Raw genomic sequence first — 6,896 nt, 5'->3', positions numbered from 1 at the left:
CACAACCAGCATGCCCAACAACAGTCCCGCGGTCGATAAAGCAACCGGAACTGCAAGCAATGGTTTGCCAAACACCAACAGCACCAACGTCAACGCCACCCCGGCCGCCAAAGCCATCACCGGCAACGCCAACATCGCACCCACAAGAATCAAATCCTGTGTCGAAAGCTGTGCAATAGCCTTATTGACGCCATCAAGAAACGCATCCCACGCCCCAGTAAGCTGTGGAAGCACCTGCCCCAAATTCAAAGCATTCAACGCACCAATCCAGCCCTGGCCAATGTCACTAGCCACCGCAGTAACCAACAAACCCACGTCATTGGCAAGAGCAGGAGGATTCGACCAGTCCGTTAAAAACCTGTTCGCAATATCGCCATACTGAGCCGGGTCCAGCGCACCAATAAAGGCATTCCACGCCTTCACAAGATTCGACGGATTGAAAACACCCCAATTATCCCGAACAATGTCAACAACCGTGCCCCACAGCTGTTGCGCCGCGCGGTAGAGATTACTACCCGCACGAGCAATATCCGACAGAATCTCACCCGAGCTCATGCGCTTGATGAAATCCCCGGAAATATCATTCCAGCGGCGCATCGCATCACGAATGAACTCATTAACGTCGGTGATGTTCTGCCTGTTCAAAAAGCCACGCAGCGCGTTACCAACCATCTTTCCAACATCGCCAGACATCTGGCCCAAACGCCCAGCCCACGCACGAATAGGCCCAGCCCACTGTGAAAAACCAGCAGAGGACACCAGATCGGCCAAAGCATCACCCAAAGCAGGGAAATTCACCGACGCAATCGCATTATCAATCAGATGGTCAACATCACCACGCATAATGGCGTCAAGCCAATCCTGCCAATTCGCCCCCGCCGTCGACAGGAAATCACCAATAGCCTGCTGCACATCACCATTAGCCAAGCCAGCAATAAAGCCACCAACGCCAACACTCGACCACAGTGTGGCAATCTTCTTCAACGCATGCGCCACCGACTTACTCCGCCGGCGCAGCCACGACATTGCATGGTCAAAAGCCGCGCGAAAGTTATCCAAGTTAGCGCCGCTAATAAGGTCCCGCGGAGCCCAATCCGCAATGATGCGCAGCAACTCTGAATCAGTCATATCCGCAACCGTGTGCTCGACACGATTAATCAACTGATCCACCGCATCCAACAATGACCTCTCAGAAAGACGAGAAATAATATCCAGAGCAGTAGACACATTCACCCGGATAGCACCAAGATTCGTCAACCTGCCATCACCGGTAAAATAGTCCACCCACTCGCGTACCTTGCCAGCGAACGCAAAAGCCGGCCCTATATCGTCGCGCCCGGTAGGCTCCTGAGGATTCCTATCCACCAGACGGTACAAACACACACCATTCGCATCCGGCGTACACGACAGCGTCACCACACTGCCAGCCAACTCACTGCGATTAAACGCCTGCGAATCAATCGACGTCACCACCGCACGCGGGACAAACAAACGCACACGCTGCCCATCAGAAGCCAACAAATCAAAATTCAACGAACGATAAGGCAACGCCCCATCAAGTCGCTCCTCAACCCTCACACGCGAAGAATCAAACAACTCTTTGACGCCACCATCAGGGTGAGTCAGCCGCATCACCGCCGAATTCCCCAACTCCATAAAAGCCACAGACAGGCTCACCCCATCCGGTGAGGAGACAGTACTCATCGACAAACCAGACCACGATTTAGACTCCTCAGTATCTACCGACGCATCGACAGACACACCATCAGCAGATACATAACCCGCAGGGGCCATCCCGACGCCTGGAAGCCGACGCAATGGCTCACTCGCCGATAAAGGCACCGCAAAAGGACTCGACACCGACCGGCCAATCCACGCACCACCACCGGCCGAAACATTCGGCACACCACGGACAAGATTCCCCCGATTACGCATAAAACCCCCAAAATAGCGTCACAACACTTACACCAGTATAAAACACGGTTCTTACTACTCTGCCCGATAGGCGCCATCTCGCACACAGCTCCTATAATCTTCGCAAGGAGTCTCAGCCTCCCAAAATGCGAAGGTCCCACTAACCAAACGATTACTTCGTGCAATCAGAAAGATTGTGCATTAGCAAAGTTTCAAGAAACAACAGGAGAAAGCATTGACTAATCCCGAAGACCTACGTGCATGGAGGCGTGCTCGACTGGCCCGAAACGATGACCTACTTACCCAAGAAACCGACATCGAAAAGGAGCTCAGGCACTACACCTCCGTGTTCGAAGAAAAAGTGGTGTACTGCAACGCTGAATCCTCAAAAGAATCAAGCTTTGTCCGCTACTTTCAAAACCATTTCCATCAACTTAGACTCAAGAAACTTATTGCAACAGGACCTTCCAATTATAGGCGCCAAGGAAGCCTATACATTTACGATGGAGACAACGGCTCAGAATGGAAGTTAACGAAAAACGGCGACTTCCGAAGCGACGAATGCTTGGAATTTCTTTATCAATCCGACATTGTGGTCACTCACCCACCATATTCCCTGGCCCACGATTACCTCAACTATATGGAGATATTTCGGAAAAATTTTCTATTCATATCGCATATTGATTCAATCAAACGCAAGGACGTATTTAAGCTATTCCAAAATGGCCAACTATGGTTGGGCTACAATTCCGACCACGATTTCTCAGGTTTCGTATTACCGGAAAAAATAAAAGTCCTGAAAACTTACCCAGGGTACAACCAAAAAGGCAACCGAATTATTACTCCAGAAAGCTTCATATGGCTGACCAACATTGACCACCTTAAACGCCACCAACCCATTCCACTGACCAAGACCTGGGCGCACAATAAATCTCTCTATCCGAGATACGACAACCTCAACGCTTTAGACATCCCCAACACTGACAACATCCCCTCCGACTACACCGGGCTCATGGGCGTACCAGTCACGTTCCTAGCCGACTACAGCCCAGAACAATTCCACCTAGTCGACTACAACACAGGCCACGATGGAGAACCCTTATCCCTAAACGAAGAACTCGTCGAACCACGCATCATTATCGAACGAAACTAACCCTCTAGAATCAACATACTAAAATGCCAACAACGACCACCGCCTTCGACCGCGCCACTATTCGCCACAACCTCACCGAATTCAAACTCCGGTGGCTTGCCCACATTAAACAGTGGAAGGCGGAAAACCGTCTCGCGACCGAGTCGAGTCACGACCAACAATTCTGGGGCGACCTACTCGACTGTTTCGGTGTCAACGCCCGCGATTTGTACCTGTACCAACGCAGCGCAAAACGCGCCTCAACCGGGCGCACCGGCAAAATCGACATGTTCATGCCCGGCAAAGTCATAGGTGAGGCCAAGTCCCTCGGCGTCCCACTCGACGACGCCCACGCCCAAGCCCTCGATTACCTGCTGGGCGGTACTATCGCGAACTCGCACATGCCGGCCTACGTAATCTGCTCCAACTTCGAGACCCTACGAGTAACCCGCCTGAACCGCACCTATGTCGGCGATAGCGCAGACTGGGACATCACATTCCCTTTAGCGGAGATTGACGAGCACGTCGACCAACTTGCGTTCCTCGCCGACTATGAAACCACCGCCTACCGGGAAGAAGAAAAGGCGTCCCTGGAAGCCTCCCGGTTAATGGTTGAGCTGTTCCGCGCCATGAACGGCGACGACGTCGACGAGGAAGTAGGCGATGACGCTCCCACCAATCCAGACGAAGAAGACGAGCGCGTCATGCGCACCTCTATCTACCTCACCCGTATCCTCTTCCTTCTCTTCGGCGACGACGCAGGACTCTGGGATACCCCGCACCTATTTGCCGACTTTGTGCACAATGAAACCACCCCAGAAACGCTCGGCCCACAGCTCAACGAGCTATTTACCGTGCTCAATACTGCCCCAGAAAAGCGGCCTAAGCGTTTGCCGTCAACGTTGGCGAAATTCCCGTACGTCAACGGTGCCTTATTTGCTGAGCCGTTGGCCTCGGAGTACTTCGACTACCAGATGCGTAAAGCCCTGCTTGCTGCCTGCGACTTCGACTGGTCGACTATCGACGTCTCTGTCTTTGGTTCGTTGTTCCAGTTGGTGAAATCGAAGGAGGCCCGCCGCAGCGACGGTGAGCACTACACGTCTAAGACCAACATCATGAAGACCATCGGGCCGCTTTTCCTAGACGAGCTTCGGGCTGAGGCGGACAAACTAGTGTCTTCTCCGTCGACGTCGGTGGCCGCGTTGGAGCGCTTCCGTGACTCTTTGGCCGAGCTGGTCTTTTGCGACCCAGCCTGCGGCTCAGGAAACTTTCTCCTAGTGGCCTATCGGGAACTGCGCCGGATTGAAACAGACATCATTGTCGCTATCCGCCAACGCCGTGGTGAGACTGGTATGTCGCTAAATATTGAGTGGGAGCAGAAGCTATCAATTGGGCAGTTCTACGGCTTCGAGTTGAACTGGTGGCCTGCCAAAATTGCTGAGACTGCCATGTTCCTTGTAGACCATCAGGCCAACAAGGAGCTTGCCAACGCTGTGGGTAGGCCTCCTGAGCGGTTGCCGATTAAGATTACCGCACACATTCACCATGGCAACGCCCTGCAACTTGATTGGGCAGACATACTCCCAGCTTCTGCCACCAAGACCTATATCTTCGGCAACCCACCGTTTTTGGGGCATGCGACGAGAACTGCTGAACAAACTCAAGAACTCCGAGACTTGTGGGGCACTGAGGATATATCACGCTTGGACTACGTCACGGGCTGGCATGCGAAGTGCTTGGACTTCTTTGAGTCCCGAGAAGGTCGTTTTGCGTTTGTCACCACCAATTCAATTACTCAAGGCGATCAAGTGCCACGGCTGTTTGGCCCTATCTTCAAAGCAGGGTGGCGTATTCGTTTCGCTCACCGCACGTTTGCTTGGGACTCTGAGGCACCCGGTAAAGCTGCTGTTCACTGCGTTATTGTTGGTTTCGATAAGGAGAGTCAACCACGTCCACGTCTGTGGGATTATCCCGATGTAAAGGGCGAGCCAGTCTCAGCGGAAGTAGGCCAGTCCATTAATGGCTATCTGGTTGACGGCCCTAATGTTCTTGTCGATAAATCCCGGCATCCTATTTCGTCGGAAATATCGCCCGCAACCTTCGGAAATATGGCGCGAGATGGCGGCAACCTTCTAGTTGAGGTAGACGAATACAACGGGGTTATGAGTGACCCCGTAGCGGCAAAGTATGTTCGTCCTTTCCGGGGTAGTCGAGAGCTAATGAACGGCTTAGATCGGTGGTGTCTATGGCTTGTAGATGTAGCACCGTCAGACATTGCTCAGAGTCCGGTGCTGAAAAGGCGTCTAGAAGCAGTCAAAGCTTTCCGGGCCGACAGTAAAGCGGCAAGTACACGGAAAATGGCTGAAACTCCGCACTTATTCGGCCAGCGGTCGCAACCGGATACTGACTACCTTTGCTTGCCGAAGGTAGTAAGCGAACGCCGCTCGTATTTCACCGTACAAAGGTATCCATCAAACGTAATTGCTTCTGACCTGGTATTTCATGCTCAAGATCTAGACGGCTTGATGTTTGCGCTAGCGTCGTCGTCGATGTTCATCACATGGCAGAAAACCATCGGCGGCAGACTTGAATCGCGAATCCGCTTTGCTAATACCTTGACGTGGAACACTTTCCCTGTGCCAGAGTTGGACGAGAAGACGCGCCAGCGCATTATTAAAGCAGGCAAGAAGGTGCTCGAAGCTCGCGCGCTGCACCCAGAACGCTCACTGGCCGAGCACTACAACCCCCTTGCAATGTCCCCGGAGTTGGTTAAGGCTCACAACGCGCTTGACCGAGAAGTAGACAAAGCCTTTGGCGCTCCACGCAAACTTACTACCGAGCGCCAGCGCCAAGAGCTACTGTTTGTTAGCTACGCCGAGTTAACCAAGAAGTAAGGGGCCGAAGGAGGATTCCTTCAGCCCCTTGGCTCCATGGACATTATTCCCTAAATAGTCAACGCACCAACGACCAGGTACGCGACCACGGTTAACGCTACCACATCGCCGATAAGAACGCCCGGCTTCAACGCCAGCGGAGTCAACACAGTCTTCAGCACCCGCCAGTTAGCGAACAAACCAGCCGCCAAAGTCTCCACGCCACGCAGGCCCAAGCCACGAACCGGCAAATGACCCAACTGAGGAACGCGAGACAGCAAGAACACGTTGAAGAGGATACGGCCAATATTCAGCCCATTGAGAATCTTCAACAGGTTATTGCCACGCACCGCAACGCGAATCGGAGTAGACAGAACAAGGAAGTCCACCGCAGCACGAACAGCCTTGACCACGGCCTTAGTGTTAAACGCTGTCAGCGCGTTAATAAGCACCTCGTTAAATACGTGCAGCAGCGCCTGACGTACCTCATGGTGATTAAACATCTGAAGTGCGACAACAATAAACGGAAGCTTCTTCGCCGCCTTAAACTGCGCGATAACCGGAGCAGCCAAAAGACCCTTACCCGCGGTAAACAAGCCCTTGACCACAGCAGCCTTTAAGGCCACACCCAAATCAACAATGCCCTTGACCGCCTCAGCGCCCTGGGCAACAACAGAGCCCGCTGCCAAAGCCACAGCCAGCAAAGGAGATAGCCCCTCAGCAGCCTTCACAGCCTTACGCACAGCCTCATCAGCACCCAAGGAAGCCAGCTCGCCGATAAGCTTGCCGCCACGCTCAGTGACAGCGTCAAAGTGCTTCGCCAGCTCATCAAGCTCATCCTGTCGCAGCTCAGCCAAAGCCTCCAGAACATGGCCAGGCAGGGCACCACCAGGTAGCTTCTTGACTACTTGTGCAATCGGGGCAGAAGCATTCAGCGTATCCAACGCCTCAGCAAAATCACGAACAGTAGAACGAAT

The 6,896-nt window shown here is 53.1% G+C and carries 4 protein-coding genes; 2 read left to right on the top strand and 2 right to left on the bottom strand.

Features of this window, described 5'->3' with window-relative positions; all coding sequences use genetic code 11:
• Positions 1 to 1,905, bottom strand: a 1,905-nt coding sequence (locus QP990_RS11870; RefSeq protein ID WP_284799374.1) for a hypothetical protein, incomplete at its 3' end; no start/stop codon positions are given.
• Between the two features lie 244 nt (positions 1,906 to 2,149).
• Here QP990_RS11870 and QP990_RS11865 point away from each other — a divergent pair.
• Positions 2,150 to 3,067 (top strand): adenine-specific methyltransferase EcoRI family protein, encoded by a 918-nt coding sequence (locus QP990_RS11865; protein ID WP_284799373.1) that lies wholly within the window; start codon positions 2,150 to 2,152, stop codon positions 3,065 to 3,067.
• Between the two features lie 23 nt (positions 3,068 to 3,090).
• Positions 3,091 to 5,940, top strand: a complete 2,850-nt coding sequence (locus tag QP990_RS11860) for a DNA methyltransferase (RefSeq protein ID WP_284799372.1) — start codon at positions 3,091 to 3,093, stop codon at positions 5,938 to 5,940.
• Between the two features lie 50 nt (positions 5,941 to 5,990).
• On the opposite strand, the gene QP990_RS11855 is transcribed toward QP990_RS11860, so the two are convergent.
• On the bottom strand, positions 5,991 to 6,896 hold a 906-nt coding region (locus QP990_RS11855; RefSeq protein WP_284799371.1), incomplete at its 5' end, for a hypothetical protein.

It is taken from the genome of Corynebacterium sp. MSK071, assembly GCF_030232125.1.
Lineage (GTDB): Bacteria > Actinomycetota > Actinomycetes > Mycobacteriales > Mycobacteriaceae > Corynebacterium > Corynebacterium kefirresidentii.
The sequence above is the reverse complement of the archived record's forward strand: the minus strand, read 5'-3'. Positions and strand labels throughout refer to the sequence as shown.